Source organism: Neisseria sp. HMSC074B07, assembly GCF_001810355.1.
Lineage (GTDB): Bacteria > Pseudomonadota > Gammaproteobacteria > Burkholderiales > Neisseriaceae > Neisseria.
This window is the reverse complement of the sequence record NZ_KV800948.1, coordinates 8,199-22,830: the sequence shown is the minus strand read 5'-3', so window position 1 is coordinate 22,830 and position 14,632 is coordinate 8,199. Positions and strand designations below refer to the sequence as shown.

Below are 14,632 nucleotides of genomic sequence, written 5' to 3'. Positions count from 1 at the left end.
TGCTATGATACGGGTGTTTCGATATACAAGGTCGTCTGAAAAATAAATCGGCTATTTTTTTGCTTTTTTCAAAGGATGGTGTTGCTCGAGCCATTGCAGCGCTTCTTTGGCAGCTTGCTGCTCGGCAACCTTGCGGCTGCTGCCTTGTGCTTTGCAGATGAAGCCGAGTTCGCCCAAATCGCATGAAATCAGGAACATACTGTCATTGGCATGACCGATTTGTTCTTCAATGCGGTATTTGGGCAGGGCAAGGCGGCGGGCTTGGAGGGCTTCTTGCAGGGCGGTTTTGTTGTCTTTTCCCTGCGTTTTGAAATCGGCGCGTTTGACGCGTTCGGCAAACAAGTGCCGCACCACTTTCTCCGCCTCGGCGAAATCCGCATCAAAGCTAACGGCGGCAAACATCGCTTCCATAGCATCGGCAAGGATGGAGGGTCGTCTGAATCCGCCGCTTTTCAACTCGCCCGCACCCAAATAAAGCCCGTCGCCGACATTCATTTCCAAAGCAATTTCCGCCAACACGCCTTCATTGACCAAGCTTGCGCGCAAACGCGACAACTCGCCTTCGGTCAGCTTGGGGAACGCGTCAAACAACATTTTGGCGACGGTGTAGTTCAAAATCGAATCGCCGACAAACTCGAAACGCTCGTTGTTTTTCGCATGGTAGCTGCGGTGGGTCAGCGCCTGCTGCAAAAGCGCGGTATCTTTGAAACGGTAACCCAGTTTATTCTGAATGGCGGCATGCGCCTGCTGTTTTAACACATCTGTTTTCATGAGGACGTTTGTCTTTCTTCTTGCTTCGGCGTATCAGGCGGGAAGCGGCGAAAATTCAGCTTCCCAAACCAACCCGAATGCGTTTCGGCACTTCATGCAAATACGGAAACACTTTAGGGCTGCAACAGTCGCCTGAAATACAGTTCAGCCCGTTTCAGACGACCAGCATTGTACCATCAAACCATAAGCGGCAAATATAAAGATACACGGTGCAGAGGCTGCCCTAATCATGATAAAATCCGCACAATTTTTACGGCATGCACACACCGCAATGAATAAATTTGCCCAAGCCCTCTCAGCCGCACTCGACCGCTGCATCGTGACCAATACGGTAGCCAAACAAGGCGAACCCGTCGGCTTCCTCTACCGCGAAGCCCCCGTTTTCGAAAACGACAGCGGCTGGCGCTTCTTCAGCGGCGACGAAACCGACGAATACACCGACGATCCCGACAATTTCAGCGTCGTCAGCCTTTCCGAAATCACCCAGTCCAATCCCGCCATCGCCGCGCTGATCACCCAACCCGAAGGCTGCGCATGGGAAATCGGCGAAGACGGCGAGTTTCAAGCCGTTGCCGACTGGCAGCCGCAGGAATAAATCCCCAATATCGTTTTCAGAAAAGCTACACGTCGTCTGAAAACCCGTTTACCGCTCAAAATACAAGGAAACACCATGAACATCATCGCCCCGAACCTCGACGGCGCACACCTGCGCATCGGCATCGTACAAGCCCGCTTTACCAACGAAATCGGCAGCGAAATGCTCAAAGTCTGCTGCCGCACCCTGCAAGAATTGGGCGTAGCTGACGACAACATCACCATTGCCACCGTACCCGGCGCGCTCGAAGTACCGCTCGTCCTGCAAAACATGGCAACCTCCGAGCAATACGACGCGCTGATTGCCATCGGCGTCGTCATCCGCGGCGAAACCTACCACTTCGAACTCGTTTCCAACGAATCCGGTTCAGGCGTAACCCGTGTCGGACTCGACTACAACATCCCCATCGCCAACGCCATCCTGACCACCGAAAACGACGAACAAGCCGTCGCGCGCATTGAAGAAAAAGCCGCCGACGCCGCCAAAGTCGCTGTCGAATGCGCCAACCTCGTCAACTATCTGATCGAAGAGCAGTTTGACGACGAAGAAGAATAAGCCCGAACGCGAAACCCGTAGCTTTACCGCATTCCGGTTTCGCCCCGTCTGTCGGACAAACCGTTTTCAGACGACCCGTCATCCGACAGAGGTCGTCTGAAACATTCATTACCGCACCACCGTGCCGCCAACGAAGGAATCCTCATGAAAACCCCACGCCGCCGTGCCCGCGAGTTAGCTGTACAAGCCCTCTACCAAGCCGGCATCAACAACACCGCCGCCCCCGAAATCGCTAAAAACATCCAAGACCAGCCCGACTTCGCCAAAGCGGACGAAGAGCTGTTCAACAAACTCTTCTTCGGCACGCACACCCACGCCGCCGAATATATCCAACAAATCCGCCCCCTGCTCGACCGCGACGAAAAAGACCTCAGCCCCATCGAACGCGCCGTCCTGCTGATGGCATGTCACGAATTGAGCGCGATGCCTGAAACCCCCTACCCCGTCATCATCAACGAAGCCATCGAAGTGACCAAAACCTTCGGCGGTACTGACGGACACAAATTCGTCAACGGCATCCTCGACAAACTCGCCGCCCAACTGCGCCCGAACGACCCGAAACGTGGCAACGCATAATTTAATATGAAAAACACCCTCCAACTTCTAACCGCCACCGCTTTGATGCTGTCAACACAGGTCTTTGCCAAAACTCCGCCTCCCGGCGTTTACATGACCATGGATTCGCAGCTTGTCGGTATTCTGGCAAATGGCAGCTATTGCATGGTTGTGCAAAACGAGGTCAAAAACGGCAGCTGGCAGAAAACGCCGGACAGTCTGCAACTGGATGACAACAAAACAGTCATTACCGACAACGGCAGCGAAGGCTACACCATCAACGGAGAACCTGCCATGCTGATGAAAGGCGGCAACACTGCCGGCATGTGCGCCACCCTTAAGCAACATGCCAACGAAAAACAACGCAACCGACAGTAAGCCGGCAAACTATAGTGGCTTAACTAAATCAGGACAAGGCGATGAAACCGCAAGACAGTACAGACAGTACAGAAACCGATTCACTTGGTGCTTCAGCACCTTAGAGAATGTCTCTTTGAGCCAAGGCGAGGCAACGCCGTACTGGTTTAAAGTTAATCCACTATAACTCCTGAAGCTTTCGCTTTCCCTACAAAAGGTCGTCTGAAAAACCAAAATTCGGTTTTCAGACGACCTTTTCTCTTTGTCCGGATATTGTGTAAAGAATTTGTCAAAAAATCGGCGGTAATATCGTAATGAATGACGATTGTTTGAGTTAAATCTAGCCCGCACGTTATCGGATTGTGTTAACCTTACGCTAAGCTTGATAATAGTTAACATTCTGGCGTTTTAGTTTCCCCGTTTATTAATTATTGCAAGCCAGGGTTCTCGCACCATCATCGCTTCATTTTTTTCTTCCATAAATGCTTCGGGATGCAGTTTGTCCCCCCGCAACAATAAGAACCCGAACATTCTCACTCTTGTATTTTAAGGATTAAACAATGAAATCGCTCAAAACGTTCCTTATTTGGGGCATTGTGGTTTTGGTCGGCGTAGCGTCCTTTACCACTTTGGCCCTCAGTCGGGGCGAGCAGGTCAGTGCGGTATGGATGGTCACCGCCGCCGTGTCGGTGTACTGCATCGCTTACCGTTTTTACAGTCTCTACATCGCCAAATATGTGATGCAGCTTGATCCGAACCGCCTGACGCCCGCCGAGCGGCACAATGACGGTTTGGACTATGTGCCGACACACAAAGGCGTATTGTTTGGACACCACTTTGCCGCGATTGCGGGTGCAGGCCCCTTGGTCGGTCCCGTGCTGGCTGCGCAAATGGGTTATCTACCAGGTACGCTGTGGATTATCTTCGGCGTAGTGTTTGCCGGCGCGGTACAAGACATGATGGTCTTGTTCGTCTCCATGCGCCGCGACGGTAAGTCTTTGGGCGATATCGTAAAACAAGAACTCGGCACTGTCCCGGGCGTGATCGCGTCCATCGGTATTTTGATGATTATGGTCATCATCATGGCGGTGTTGGCGCTGATTGTGGTGAAAGCACTGGTTCACAGCCCTTGGGGTACGTTCACGATTGCCGCCACCATGCCGATTGCGCTGTTTATGGGCATTTACACCCGCTATATCCGTCCGGGCAAAATCGGCGAGATTTCCATCGTCGGCTTTATCCTGCTGATGCTGGCGGTTATTTACGGCGACAATGTGGCGCACAGCTCCATCGGTCATTGGTTTGACCTTGACGGCATCCAGCTCACTTGGGCGATTATGATTTACGGTTTCGTAGCATCGGTATTGCCGGTATGGCTGTTGCTGACTCCGCGCGACTATCTCTCTACCTTCCTGAAAATCGGTACGATTGTCGCCCTCGCTATCGGCATCCTCATCGTCAGCCCTGCGCTGCAAATGCCTGCCGTGACCCACTTCATCGACGGTTCCGGCCCGGTATTCTCAGGCGCATTGTTCCCATTCCTCTTCATTACCATCGCCTGTGGTGCGGTTTCAGGTTTCCACGCGCTGATTTCTTCCGGTACCACGCCGAAAATGCTGGAAAACGAAACCCACGTCCGCATGATCGGTTACGGCGGTATGATTATGGAAAGCTTCGTGGCGATTATGGCCTTGGCTGCCGCGTCATCGCTTGATCCCGGCGTGTACTTCGCCATGAACAGTCCCGCCGCCCTGATCGGTACAGATGCCAATACTGCCGCCGAAGTGATTACCACCAAGCTGCAATTCCCCGTCGATGCTGCGACCCTGTTGCACACCGCTAAGGAAGTGGGCGAAAACACCATCCTGTCCCGTGCGGGCGGTGCGCCAACCCTCGCAGTCGGTATGGCACACATCATGAGCCGTCTGATTCCGGGCGAAGCCATGATGGCATTCTGGTATCACTTTGCCCTGTTGTTTGAAGCCTTGTTCATCCTGACCGCCGTCGATGCCGGTACGCGCGTCGCACGTTTCATGATTCAAGACTTGGGCAGTATCTTCTACAAACCTTTCGGCAACACCGACTCCATCCCTGCCAACCTGATTGCGACCTTCTTCGCCGTGGCATTGTGGGGCTACTTCCTCTACACCGGCGTGACCGACCCGCTGGGCGGCATCAACTCGCTCTGGCCTTTGTTCGGCATCGCCAACCAAATGCTGGCAGGCGTAGCCTTGATTATGTGTGCCGTTGTGTTGATTAAGATGAAACGCGACCGTTATGTCTGGGTAGCACTCGTTCCCGCCATCGGCGTACTGTTTGTAACCTGCTACGCCGGTCTGCAAAAACTGTTCCACAGCGACCCGCGTGTCAGCTTCCTTGCCCATGCCGGCAAATACAGCGACGCATTGGCTAAAAACGAAGTCCTCGCGCCCGCTAAAGACATCGGCGAAATGTCGCAGATTATCTTCAACGACAAAATCAATGCCGGCTTGACCGCATTGTTCCTCTCCGTCGTCGTCATCGTTGCCATCTACGGCGTACGTACCGCCATGAAAGCACGCAAAGTCGGCTGGTCAACCGCTAAAGAAATTCCAGCGGTGTACCGCGACGGCAAACAACCGGAGGCACAAAGTGAAGCGTAAACTCGCCGCTTGGTGGAAAACCGCCAAACTTACCGCCAACCTCATGGCAGGCGTGCCCGATTATGAAAACTACGTTGCCCAACAGCGCAAACATAATCCCAACGCCCCCGTCATGACCGAGCTGCAATTTCAAGACTACTGCCGCAAACGCCGCTGCGGCGCAAACGGCGGAAGATGTTGTTAATCGCTTGAACGGTTGAACAAAGGTCGTCTGAAAGTTTTCAGACGACCTTTTTATATTACAATATTGGCATTTTAAAATCGGCATAGGCAAATACCGTCAGTTGATCCAATTTCCGCCAAAGCGCAACCCGGCAGCGCCGCAGTTTGAGCTCGACAGGAAACTGCCCTATCTTGCCGCCAAGCTGATTTGAATCTACCCGATTCCAATCCATCCATTACATTTTTACCACCTGCTTAAGGACAAGACATGAAAAAAAGCATCATTGCGACATTAGTCGGCATCGCCGCATTGGGAGGAGCAACCGTTGGCGGAGGCATTTATGCCGACAACAAATTGAAACAAGAATACTACCTCCAAAACAATCCCGATGCCGACAAGCGCATGAAAATTACTTTGGATAAATTCGACATGGGACTCACTTCGGGCAAAGTTTCATGGAGAGGCGACATCACGCCCGACTTATGCCATCAGGATACAAAATTCTCAATTCGCGGCGAAGACATCATCACCCGTGGTTTGAACGGTTACACCATCCAAAGCAAAGTCTATTTGATTGGAGAAGACAATAAAGAAATATTCCAGTTGGACGGCAATACCGCGCTTTCTTGGGGCGGCGAATTAGACAGCAAACTGACCGTACCTTCAGGTTCACGAACCATCGATACTGATGAAATCAAATGGGAAGCGGCGACTTTGGCTGTCAAAGGCCACAAATCCGACCATCAGTACCATCTCGATAATTTCAATTTCGAATGGCCCGGCATGACTGCCTCACATCCTGACAAACCTGATAGCCCGGGATACCAATTGAGTTTGAAAAACGTTAAATATCAGGCTGATATGGAAAAAGGCGACACCACTGCATGGCGCAACGGCACATCCCTCTTCACCCTAGACTCTGCCGCATTCAAAATGGGCAACCAAACCTTTGATTTCGCTGTCGACAAAATCAAAGCAGAAAGCAAACAGTCTGCAAAAGACAACAAATACGCTATGGAAGGACAAAGTGAAGTCGAAAACTTCCGCATCAACAACATCAAATTCGACCGCATCCATTACAACTTGAACCTCCGCGATATCAATGGCGAAGGTATCGACCGCATCAATAAATTCTTCGACCGTCAAGGTAAAGAGTGCGTCGATATGAACAGTCCCGACACACAAAAAGAACTGATGGAAGCCGTAAAAACCTTTTTAAAAACCGGCATCAAATTCGACTCAAAAGGCAATCAAATCTACTTGAACAACAGCGCGGTTAAAGCCAATGCAGAAGCCTCCATTCCGCCTATCGAATATAAAAACGACGAGCAGCTTCAACAAGACCTCCTCAGTAAGCTGAAATACAACGTCAACGCGGAGGTCGATAAAAACTTCATCAGAGAAGTGCTCAAACTGGCTTCTCAATACGACCCCAATATCAAAGAAAGCGATTTGGACAATGTCGTCAAAGAAATGGCAACCGCGCTCAATGCCGAAGTCACCGAAGACAAGCTGATTATCAAACGTAGCCAATAATCCGCCGGCAAACCTGTTGGAAAATATAGTGGATTAACTTTAAACCAGTCGGCGTTGCCTTGCCTTGCTGTACTGTCTGTACTGTGCGGCTTCGTCCGCCTTGTCCTGATTTAAAGTTAATCCACTATACCGACAGGTTTCGCATTTACCCATAGCAAAAGGTCGTCTGAAATTTTCAGACGACCTTTTTGGTTTCACGGAGATAGGCATCGCAAACCCGCCATCCCCTAACAATTCACGCAGTCATTAACGCTGATTGCAAGAAGTGTCTACTTTGTTGCCATAAGGATCAACGAAGCTGAAGAAGGCTTGGCTGCCTTTTTGATGCCATTCCGCACCTTTACCGAACAAGCCGCGGTTGGAAACATAACGCTCGCCGGAACCGGAAACCGCAGAAGACAAGACAGCGCGTTTGTCATCCAGGCTCAACTCGACGCGGTTGGTGTCCAGATTGCGTACAGTCACAGACAAACCGTTTTCACACTCAAAAGATTGGGGCGAACGGCGGTCACTAGACTGACCACGATCATCATAGTTGCGATCTCCATGGTCATGACGGTGCTCGTGGCGAGGAGCATCATTATCATCATAATCAGGGGCAGCACAAGCACCCAAGGACAAAACAGCCGCTACGGCCAATACAGCTTTAAGTTTCATATTAATACTCCTGAAAAATGTGGAACTGCATAACAGTCGTTCCATGTTATAAACATCCTTATAGTCTAGCAAGGAAGCTTACGCTAATTTACCTGCGAGCTCCAAATGTAGCCTTTTCCAAAACTCCGTATTCTTTTCGCAAACATCAAAACTTCTTTCAGCCATGGTTTCACGCCGCCCCCTCTGCCCGCAGGTCGTCTGAAAACAAAAAAAGACCGCTCACGAAAATCATCGCGAGCGGCAATCCATTGAGAGCATTACAAAATATGAAAACATTACCGCTGACGGGCTTTGAAGCGGGGATTGCTTTTACAGATGACGTAAACTTTACCCTTGCGTCGAACGATTTGACAGTCACGATGGCGCTTCTTCGCTGTTTTCAATGAAGACAAAACCTGCATTATTTATCCTTTCTAAAAGAAGACATCATAGATTGGAATCTTTGGTTGAACTTGCTGGCGCGGCCTTCGGTATTCACATTGCGCTGTTTGCCCGTATAGACGGGATGCGAGGCAGAAGAGGTATCCAATGAGAATAAAGGATATTCTTTGCCGTCATTCCAAACCATCGTTTTGCCGTGTGTATCCGCACAAGAACGGATCAGCCAGCCTTCATTGGCGCCGCTGTCGTAAAAAAGCACAGTACGGTAATTTTCAGGGTGGATATTCGCTTTCATCATTCCTCCGATAAATGTTATGGTATAACATTATACACCATAAACTTTAAAACACAACCCCGAAAAAAGGTCGTCTGAAAACGCAAACCATATTCAGACGACCCTCACATTGCTACAATACAGGCTTCCACCCCAATCCAAAGGCACATTATGCCGCGTTTCCACATCGAGCCCTCCCTGTCCTACACCCAGCAAAACCGTGTAGGCGTCCTCCTCCTCAATCTCGGCACGCCCAATGCCCCGACCGCCGCCGCCGTCAAACCGTATCTTCGAGAATTTTTATCGGACCAACGCGTCGTCGAACTGCCCAAACTCATTTGGCAGCCGATTTTGCATGGTTTGGTACTGACGCTGCGTCCCAAGAAAAGCGCACACGCTTACGCCAAAATCTGGTTTGAACAAGGCTCCCCGCTTGCTGTCTACACCCAACGCCAAACGGACGCCCTCGCGCAAGCCATGCCCGACACCATCATCCGATATGCCATGACCTATGGCAACCCGAGTGTAGAAACCGTCCTTGCTGAAATGAAAGCTCAAGGCGTAGGCAGATTGCTGATTGTCCCTTTGTATCCGCAATATGCCGCCTCCAGCACCAGCGCTGCCTTAGACAAAGTATTCCAGCAACTATTGAAGCAGCGAAACCAAATGAGCCTGCGTACCGTTTCCCGTTTCTACGACGACGCAGGCTACATCGATGCTATGAAGCAACAGATTGAAGCCTATTGGAAAGAACACGGGCGCGGCGAGAAACTCATGTTGAGCTTTCACGGCATTCCGCAAAAAAATTACGATGACGGCGACCCGTATCCCGACGAATGCCGCCACACCGCAAAACTTCTTGCCCAAGCGCTCAACTTAAACGAGCAAGAATACATCGTTTCCTTCCAAAGCCAATTTGGCAAAGCAAAATGGGTAACGCCCAGCACACAAGCCCTGTTTGACCAACTGCCCAAACAAGGCATCAGCAAATTGGACGTATTCTGTCCGGGCTTTATGGCAGATTGTTTGGAAACCATGGAAGAGATCGCTATTATGGGACGCGAGCAATTTCACGCAGCCGGAGGCAAAGAATACCGCTACATCCCCTGCTTGAACGACCACCCCGCATGGATTCAGGCTTTGACCGAACTGGTCAAAAACAATCTGCAAGGTTGGCAATGACCGGATACATCATGTTTCCAATGAACGCGTTACATTTGATTTAAGTCTAAGGTCGTCTGAAAAATCTGTTTTCAGACGACCTTTATTGTATTATCAATAAACAGACCATACCGATAAAAAGGACACATCATGACCACAACAAAAAAAATATTGGCGGCTGTAATTTTTACCCTGTCCGTCCACAGCTCCTTTGCCGCCGATGCTGCCCAAATGACGCAAGGCCAAAAGATTTATGAAAGCAACTGCGCCGCCTGCCACGGTAAAAAAGGGGAAGGCAGGGGAACCATGTTTCCCCCTCTTTACCAATCGGACTATATTATGAAAAAACCGCAGGTATTGCTGCAAAGCATGACCAAAGGCATCAACGGCCCCATCAAAGTCAACGGTAAACCTTACAACGGCTTTATGCCCGCGACCGCCATCAACGATACCGATCTCGCTGCCGTTGCCACCTATATCATGAATGCGTTTAACAACGGCGGCGGTACCATTACCGAAAAAGACGCCAAACAGGCTAAAGCGAAAAAATAAGGCATTTATACAAAAAAGGTCGTCTGAAACCAATATTTCGGGTTTCAGACGACCTTTTTCCTTCTACTGAACTGTTTTTTTAAACCGCTTCCGCTTCTTCCGCAAGGAAACCGCGCAGTTTTTGCATGGCTTTGGCTTCGATTTGGCGGATGCGCTCGGCAGATACGCCGTATTCGGCTGCCAGCTCGTGCAGAGTCAATCCGCCATCGTCTTGCAGCCAGCGGCTTTCTACGATGCGACGGCTGCGGTCGTCCAGTTGCGCCAATGCGTTTTGCAGACCTTCGGTTTGCAGGGCGTAATGGGCTTGTTTGGACAGTTGGCGGCTGGGTTCGGCATCGTGGTCGGCAAGCCAGTCGATGGGGGCGAAGCTGTCTTCGTCATCGTTGTTGTCCGCCATAATGGCGATGTCGTGTCCGGTCATGCGTTGTTCCATTTCCATGACTTCGGACAATTTGACGCCCAAATCGTCGGCGATGTCTTGCGCTTCTTTCGGAGACAAGGCATTCAGGTTTTTACGCATGCTGCGCAGATTGAAGAACAGTTTGCGTTGCGGTTTGGTGGTCGCTACGCGCACCAGTCGCCAGTTGCGCAGGATAAACTCGTGGATTTCGGCCTTAATCCAGTGTACGGCGAATGAAAACAGGCGTGCGCCACGGCTGGGCTCGTAACGTTTGACCGCTTTCATCAGTCCGATGTTGCCTTCTTGAATCAGGTCGGCTTGGTTCAGGCCATAGCCGTCGTAGCCTCGTGCGATGGAGACGACGACACGCAAATGGGAAAGAATGAGTTGTTTGGCGGCGTTAAGGTCGCCTTTTTGCTGACGCTCCGCGAGTTGGCTTTCTTCTTCGGGCGTCAACATAGGAATGCTGTTAACAGTGTGAATGTATTGCTCAAGGCTGCCGTTGCCGCTGTGAATGACGGGTAATGCAAAGGCGTTGTTCATAAGAGGTGCTTTCCTTTATATGATGCAGAGACTGTTGTTTACTTGTTGTTTGCCGTGCAGTATATCACTGCCTGTTGCCCTATCGTATGCTGTCAAATGCCTTTTTCTGTAAAAGACTGTTTGATAGGTGAATTTTTATATTTTATAAAATTCGATTGATTTTGAAAATTTTACTGGTTTACTGGGAATAAGTTCAGTATATTACAAACATTCTTGTATGTAAATAATAAATTTCAAGAAAAACGGCCTTATAAAAAGACCGCTTTTTCAAACTCAATCTGCTTTTTTCCTGATTAAAAACAGCGCGATGGCAATAATCGACAATACCCCGATCAGCCACAGCGAACCGCCTGCCTTCATATAAGGGGTTTCGCCGACATAGCCTTTGACATGCCCTTCCAAGACGGCATCGGTATTGGGTTCGCTCTCGGCGATGATGCTGCCTTTGGGAGAAATAATGGCGGTTGCGCCGGTATTGGTGGCACGGACCATATAGCGTCCAAGCTCCATCGCGCGGGCTTGGGATTGCTGGAGCTGTTGATACATCGCGTTGGAGTCGCCGTACCACGCCATATTGCTGACGTTGGCAAGCAGCGTAGCGTTTTTGGCGGTAGCAATGAGTTCGTCGCCAAAGCCGTCTTCATAGCAGATATTGAAGGCGACTTTTTGACCTTTCATGGTTAAGGGAGCCTGCCCCGCTCCGCCGCGACGGAAGTCGGCAAGCGGCATATTCATCAGCTTATACAGCGGTTCGGTCAGAAAAGGCAGCGGTTTGTATTCGCCAAAGGGAACCAGATGATTCTTGACGTAATACGGGAGGTCGTCTGAAATATCATCGTAGTCGCTCAAATTGATTACGGCGTTTTCGTATCCGCTGCCGTCCGCAGTATATTGACCGATACCGACGGCCAACGCGCTGCCGTTCGTGCGCGCCTGCTCGGCAAACTGAGTCAGGATATTTTCCGGCAAATCCTGACGCATCACAGGCAAAGCGGTTTCCGGCAGGATAACGATGTCGGCGGATGTTTTGCTGATTTGACCGTAGTATTTCTGAATGGTGGGGACGACTTGTTCTTCATTCCATTTCAGACTCTGCTCGATATTGCCCTGCACGAGCGCGACGGTACTGGTGCTGCCGTCGGGTTTGGTAAAGTCGGTTTGCTGGGCGACATAACCGACGGTACACAGCATGACAATCATGCACATCGGCAGCAGGCGTTGTTTCAGACGACCCGTATTGTCAATCAGCAACACCAGCCATGCACTGACAAATGCCGTCGCCAGCGTTACCAGATGAATACCGCCCAAAGGCGCAAAGCCGGCAAGCGGGCTTTCTTTGACGATTTGGGAATAGCCGATTGCCCCCCAGCCAAAGCCGGTCAACAGGCGTTCGCGGGCAAATTCCGCCAGCGTCCACAAAATCGGCAAAACGATGCCGACCTTAACCCAACGCGGCAGATGAAACTTCTTCCACAACCAAAAACAGGCGGCAGGATACAGCGCGAGAAACGCCGGCAGCAGGAAAGTCAGCGGAATCGCGTATAAATTAGGCAAGCCGGAAACATCGTGCAGCGCGGTATGTATCCAATAAAACTGCGCCGTATAAGCAATCAGCCCAAACAGATAGGCGGTGGAAACAGCGAAGCGCGGACGCAGTTCAATCAGTCGGATCAATGCGCCAAACAGCAAAGGCATCAGCCAAAAATGGTAATAAGGTGCGAAAGTTAAGGGCGTGGCGGCGGCAATCAGGATCACCAGCGGCCAGTACAGCACAGGATGCTGCCAATATTGTTCGAGTTTGCGGAAAATGTTCATTGCAGAGAAAAGAAAATAAGAGGTCGTCTGAAAATACAGATTCAACAAAGTTGAACCATTTTCAGACGACGTATCGGTTGTTTAGTGTTTTTGAAACAGCTTCATCAATGGCAGCGCAACGGCGCAGGCGACGGCACCGGCAATCAGCCCGACGGCAAGGTTGGCGACATGCTCCATCAAGCCGCTATCCCAATGTTGCGCGTGTAAGAAATCATGCAAAAAGCCCAAGTTGTGGGTAATCAAACCGCCGCCGACAAGGAACATGGCAAGCGTACCCACCACGCTCAAACCGCGCATGAACCAAGGCATAAAGGCAATCAAGCCCCGTCCGACCGTTTGGATGCCCGTGCTTTTTTGACGCATCAGCAGCATACCGAAGTCGTCGAGTTTGACGATAACGCCGACCAAACCGTACACAAAAGCGGTCATACCGATGCCGATTGCCGTCATCACCAACGAACGGGTCATCAGATCGTATTTTTCAACCACGCCCAAAGCAATAATAATGATCTCGGCAGACAGGATGAAATCGGTACGAATCGCGCCTTTAATCTTGGTTTTTTCGTCCAGCGTTTCGGCGGCAGCCTCCTCGTCTTCATGCGCTTCGTGGCGGTGTAGAAACTTATGCAGCAGCTTTTCCACGCCCTCGAAACACAAATAAATCCCGCCTATCATCAATAAAGGCGTAATCAGCTTCGGCAAAAAGGCAGACAGCAGCAAAGCCAGCGGCACCAAAATCAGCTTGTTCACCAAAGAACCTTTCGCCACCGCCCAAATAATCGGCAGCTCGCGTTCCGCCGACACGCCGGTAACCTGATTCGCATTGAGCGCCAAATCATCGCCGACCACGCCCGCCGTTTTCTTGGCGGCCATTTTGGTCATCAGGGCAACGTCGTCCAAGACAGCGGTAATATCGTCCAAAAGGGTGAAAAGCGAGGCAAAGGCCATGATATATTTCCGAAAAAGGGTCAGATTGAAGAAGCCGGCTATTATAACCGAGAAAGTATGACACCGAAGGCTTTCAGACGACCTTTAATGGAAATTAACGGGATTTGGCGCGACTTAATTGAAAACCTGCCACATCGGCATAAAATATGCGTATTCCCAAGATTTTAAATCTGACAACAAGCCCTCCGCCCCACTCAAAAAGGTCGTCTGAAAACCGCCCTCCCCTTTTGAACTGCACCCCAAAAGTTGGACACATCCCCTCCAACTCACAAGGTGCAGTTTTTTTATGAGCAGAGACCTTTGCAAAAAAGCCCTTCCCCCGACAGACGAAACCCAAACACAGGTTTTCGGCTATTTCCCTCCCCCAATACCTCCTGATTTTACCCAAATACCCCCTTAATTCTCCCCGGATACCTGATAATCAGGCATCCGAGCCGCCTTTTAGGCACAAACAGGCGCACTTAGCCTGTTAGCCGCTTTCAACAGGTTCAAACACATCGCCTTCAGATGGCTTTGCGCACTCACTTTAATCAGCCCGAAATAGGCTGCCCAGGCATAGCGGAATTTACGGTGCAGCGTACCAAAGCTCTGTTCGACCACATAACGGGTCTTCGACAAATATCGGTTGCGTTTGGTTTGTGCTTCCGTCAGAGGGCGGTTGCGGTGGGCTTTGCGCAATGCCGTCTAACAACCGATGCTCTTTCAGATGTTGCCGGTTTTCCTTACT

At 50.6% G+C, this 14,632-nt stretch carries 16 protein-coding genes and 1 pseudogene; 9 read left to right on the top strand and 8 right to left on the bottom strand.

Going from position 1 to position 14,632, the window contains the following annotated elements; all coding sequences use genetic code 11:
• Positions 1–51: 51 nt before the first annotated feature.
• The gene (rnc, locus tag HMPREF2726_RS07720) at positions 52–771 is read right to left on the bottom strand and encodes a ribonuclease III (protein ID WP_070442350.1); all 720 of its coding nucleotides are present in this window, start codon (positions 769–771) and stop codon (positions 52–54) included.
• Between the two features lie 271 nt (positions 772–1,042).
• Between rnc and HMPREF2726_RS07715 the strand changes: the two genes are divergently transcribed.
• The 7 genes from HMPREF2726_RS07715 to HMPREF2726_RS07685 all read left to right on the top strand — a co-directional run bounded on the left by HMPREF2726_RS07715 (position 1,043) and on the right by HMPREF2726_RS07685 (position 7,174).
• The gene (locus tag HMPREF2726_RS07715; RefSeq protein ID WP_070602882.1) at positions 1,043–1,366 is read left to right on the top strand and encodes a DUF2185 domain-containing protein; all 324 of its coding nucleotides are present in this window, start codon (positions 1,043–1,045) and stop codon (positions 1,364–1,366) included.
• A gap of 75 nt (positions 1,367–1,441) precedes the next feature.
• Positions 1,442–1,921 carry a 6,7-dimethyl-8-ribityllumazine synthase gene (ribH, locus tag HMPREF2726_RS07710; RefSeq protein WP_070602880.1) on the top strand — a complete coding sequence of 160 codons (480 nt, stop codon included), beginning with the start codon at positions 1,442–1,444 and terminating at the stop codon, positions 1,919–1,921.
• A 144-nt stretch (positions 1,922–2,065) separates the two neighbouring features.
• Complete coding sequence (gene nusB / locus HMPREF2726_RS07705; RefSeq protein ID WP_003758641.1) at positions 2,066–2,497, top strand: transcription antitermination factor NusB; 432 nt, start codon at positions 2,066–2,068, stop codon at positions 2,495–2,497.
• A 6-nt stretch (positions 2,498–2,503) separates the two neighbouring features.
• On the top strand, positions 2,504–2,854 hold the full coding sequence (locus HMPREF2726_RS07700; protein WP_009311400.1) for a hypothetical protein: 351 nt from the start codon (positions 2,504–2,506) through the stop codon (positions 2,852–2,854).
• A gap of 539 nt (positions 2,855–3,393) precedes the next feature.
• On the top strand, positions 3,394–5,475 hold the full coding sequence (locus HMPREF2726_RS07695; RefSeq protein WP_009311402.1) for a carbon starvation CstA family protein: 2,082 nt from the start codon (positions 3,394–3,396) through the stop codon (positions 5,473–5,475).
• Entirely contained in the window at positions 5,465–5,659 is a 195-nt protein-coding gene (locus tag HMPREF2726_RS07690; protein WP_003744600.1) for a YbdD/YjiX family protein, read from the top strand. Before HMPREF2726_RS07695 ends, HMPREF2726_RS07690 begins: the two co-directional genes overlap by 11 nt.
• Positions 5,660–5,905: 246 nt before the next feature.
• Complete coding sequence (locus HMPREF2726_RS07685; RefSeq protein ID WP_070602878.1) at positions 5,906–7,174, top strand: DUF945 family protein; 1,269 nt, start codon at positions 5,906–5,908, stop codon at positions 7,172–7,174.
• Positions 7,175–7,420: 246 nt separating this feature from the next.
• Here HMPREF2726_RS07685 and HMPREF2726_RS07680 read toward each other — a convergent pair whose 3' ends face one another.
• The 3 genes from HMPREF2726_RS07680 to HMPREF2726_RS07670 all read right to left on the bottom strand — a co-directional run bounded on the left by HMPREF2726_RS07680 (position 7,421) and on the right by HMPREF2726_RS07670 (position 8,507).
• Positions 7,421–7,831 (bottom strand): MliC family protein, encoded by a 411-nt coding sequence (locus HMPREF2726_RS07680; RefSeq protein WP_003761628.1) that lies wholly within the window; start codon positions 7,829–7,831, stop codon positions 7,421–7,423.
• A gap of 275 nt (positions 7,832–8,106) precedes the next feature.
• Positions 8,107–8,232: a type B 50S ribosomal protein L36 gene (gene ykgO / locus HMPREF2726_RS07675; RefSeq protein ID WP_003685279.1), complete on the bottom strand. Its 126-nt coding sequence runs from the start codon at positions 8,230–8,232 to the stop codon at positions 8,107–8,109.
• On the bottom strand, positions 8,232–8,507 hold the full coding sequence (locus tag HMPREF2726_RS07670; RefSeq protein WP_070515010.1) for a type B 50S ribosomal protein L31: 276 nt from the start codon (positions 8,505–8,507) through the stop codon (positions 8,232–8,234). The genes ykgO and HMPREF2726_RS07670 overlap by 1 nt, the downstream gene beginning before the upstream one ends.
• Positions 8,508–8,657: 150 nt before the next feature.
• Between HMPREF2726_RS07670 and hemH the strand changes: the two genes are divergently transcribed.
• Both hemH and HMPREF2726_RS07660 read left to right on the top strand, forming a co-directional pair.
• Positions 8,658–9,668: a ferrochelatase gene (gene hemH, locus HMPREF2726_RS07665; RefSeq protein WP_070602877.1), complete on the top strand. Its 1,011-nt coding sequence runs from the start codon at positions 8,658–8,660 to the stop codon at positions 9,666–9,668.
• Between the two features lie 129 nt (positions 9,669–9,797).
• On the top strand, positions 9,798–10,199 hold the full coding sequence (locus HMPREF2726_RS07660; RefSeq protein WP_049229922.1) for a c-type cytochrome: 402 nt from the start codon (positions 9,798–9,800) through the stop codon (positions 10,197–10,199).
• A gap of 79 nt (positions 10,200–10,278) precedes the next feature.
• On the opposite strand, the gene rpoH is transcribed toward HMPREF2726_RS07660, so the two are convergent.
• The 4 genes and pseudogenes from rpoH to HMPREF2726_RS07635 form a co-directional block, all read right to left on the bottom strand.
• The gene (gene rpoH / locus HMPREF2726_RS07655; RefSeq protein ID WP_003744881.1) at positions 10,279–11,142 is read right to left on the bottom strand and encodes an RNA polymerase sigma factor RpoH; all 864 of its coding nucleotides are present in this window, start codon (positions 11,140–11,142) and stop codon (positions 10,279–10,281) included.
• A gap of 273 nt (positions 11,143–11,415) precedes the next feature.
• Positions 11,416–12,957: an apolipoprotein N-acyltransferase gene (gene lnt / locus HMPREF2726_RS07650; protein WP_070602875.1), complete on the bottom strand. Its 1,542-nt coding sequence runs from the start codon at positions 12,955–12,957 to the stop codon at positions 11,416–11,418.
• Positions 12,958–13,038: 81 nt separating this feature from the next.
• Entirely contained in the window at positions 13,039–13,905 is an 867-nt protein-coding gene (locus HMPREF2726_RS07645) for a DUF808 domain-containing protein (RefSeq protein ID WP_003777858.1), read from the bottom strand.
• Positions 13,906–14,346: 441 nt separating this feature from the next.
• Positions 14,347–14,632, bottom strand: a pseudogene (locus tag HMPREF2726_RS07635) (transposase); the annotation flags it as partial.